The 1,745-nt window shown below is 52.8% G+C and carries 4 protein-coding genes; 2 read left to right on the forward strand and 2 right to left on the reverse strand.

Going from position 1 to position 1,745, the window contains the following annotated elements; translation table 11 throughout:
* Positions 1 to 664, forward strand: a 664-nt coding sequence (locus KCR01S_RS23535) for a hypothetical protein (protein ID WP_061285263.1), incomplete at its 5' end; no start/stop codon positions are given.
* Complete coding sequence (locus tag KCR01S_RS25440; protein WP_167348851.1) at positions 664 to 861, forward strand: hypothetical protein; 198 nt, start codon at positions 664 to 666, stop codon at positions 859 to 861. The genes KCR01S_RS23535 and KCR01S_RS25440, both read left to right, overlap by 1 nt.
* On the opposite strand, the gene KCR01S_RS23540 is transcribed toward KCR01S_RS25440, so the two are convergent.
* Positions 833 to 1,084 carry a hypothetical protein gene (locus KCR01S_RS23540; RefSeq protein WP_061285264.1) on the reverse strand — a complete coding sequence of 84 codons (252 nt, stop codon included), beginning with the start codon at positions 1,082 to 1,084 and terminating at the stop codon, positions 833 to 835. The two genes, KCR01S_RS25440 and KCR01S_RS23540, sit on opposite strands and share 29 nt — an antisense overlap.
* A gap of 12 nt (positions 1,085 to 1,096) precedes the next feature.
* Entirely contained in the window at positions 1,097 to 1,729 is a 633-nt protein-coding gene (locus tag KCR01S_RS25950) for a glycine-rich domain-containing protein (RefSeq protein ID WP_477218278.1), read from the reverse strand.
* Positions 1,730 to 1,745 lie beyond the last annotated feature (16 nt).

The following is a 1,745-nucleotide window of genomic DNA, read 5'->3' on the forward strand; positions in this document are numbered from 1 at the left end:
GGGAGATGTGAAATCAGGGCGTTTGTTGAACGTGCAGGTTTTTAACTCTTCAGCGCTTTACACTCCGACGCCTGGGACAAAAAAAGCTATCGTTGAGGTTCAAGGTGCCGGTGGCGCCGGCGCGGGTACAAACTCTCCAGCAACTATGTGCGCAGCTTCTGGCTCAGGCACATCTGGCGCATATGCAAAAGCAATTATTGATAACCCCACCCCACAACAGATTACTGTAGGGAGCGGTGGAAAAGGAGGTATTAACAACCCGGCAGGCAACGGGAATGCAGGTGGTCAATCATCATTTGGCTCGCTGGTCACGGCGATTGGTGGTCTTGGTGGTGAAGCTATGACAGCGGGTACGGGGGTCTGGTCTGCATTTTTCTCTGGCACAATGCCAGCTGTGCAGTTTACAGGAGCAAACATCTTTGGGCGGGGCTGTGGTATGCCTACAATTTCGCTTCGTCTTGGCGGCGTCTTCTCTTATTCAGGTAATGGCGGGGATTCAATTTTCGGTGCCGGAGGTATTGGTAGTCGCGGTCAGTCTCGCGGCGGTGATGGCGTGGGTTACGGCGCTGGCGGTGCTGGTGCCAACGTCAACGGCGGGATTGCTGGTTCATTTACTGGCGGCGATGGGGCTGATGGTGTCGTTATTGTGTGGGAGTACATGTAATGGGTATTTATGCAGTCGTTGTTGATGGCTCTGTTACTAATACGATTAAGTGGGATGGAGCTTCAGACTACAAGCCAGAAAGCGGGGATTTAATTCAAATCCCCGAAGGCATAAACGCAGGTGTTGGATGGACTCACAATGGTAATGAGTTTATACCACCACCTGGTTTTATTGCGTCTGAACAGCTGAAGGAGTGAACTCTTCAATATCACGTTCATCCTTCGGGTTTTCTTCAGTTTCGCTGTAATCAAAAGGTGGCGGCGGGGCAATAAACTCGCCATCGATATAACCCCACCCGATACCAGTTTCAGGTGGTGCAGGGTGGGCCACCCCTTGAGCTGGCCTCCATTTTTCAGCGCCATCCCAGAGGACAATATTAGTCACAACATCGCCCTCAACTATTGCGTAAACATTTCCCATTAGTGCCACCTCTCACCATTCAATAATCACAAATCCCGGAGAACCATTCCCGCCACTCCCACCGCTAGCTATACCGGAGTTATTTCCGTACTTGCCGCCGCCGCCGCCGCCGCCAGCACCATACCCGTCAGCGTTACTTCCTGGCATGCCACCATTGGTTCCAGCTCTGCCACTCCCACCGCCACCACCAAATGGAGAAGATGCGCCACTTCCACCACTGGCACTCCCAGCTGTAATATGACCGTCATTACCATAACTACCAGATGGGTATCCGCCACCAGAATTTCCCCCTGTAGCACCATCAGTACCGTTTATAGCGTTACCGCCACCGCTACCGCCTTTTAATGTTTGCAGTGCACCAATAATGGTATCGCCTCCCGCAGTTGCCACGCCGCCTCGGTCAACGTTTCCCACACCACCGACACCGGCGGCACCAATCGTAATCATGAGCGATGAGCCTGGTGTGACAGTGAATTTTTTCTTGATTATTGATTGCCCGGCACCACCACCACCGCCACCACCGCCAAAGTACGCATTTGAACCGCCAGCACCCGGCGCACCACCTCCACCGGCTGCGCAACCCGTAACATAGATTTCAGTTATTGATGCTGGAATAGCGAGCTGAGCAGATGAGGTGAAAACAATTTGCTTCGACTCTTTC

It is taken from the genome of Kluyvera cryocrescens NBRC 102467, assembly GCF_001571285.1.
Lineage (GTDB): Bacteria > Pseudomonadota > Gammaproteobacteria > Enterobacterales > Enterobacteriaceae > Kluyvera > Kluyvera cryocrescens.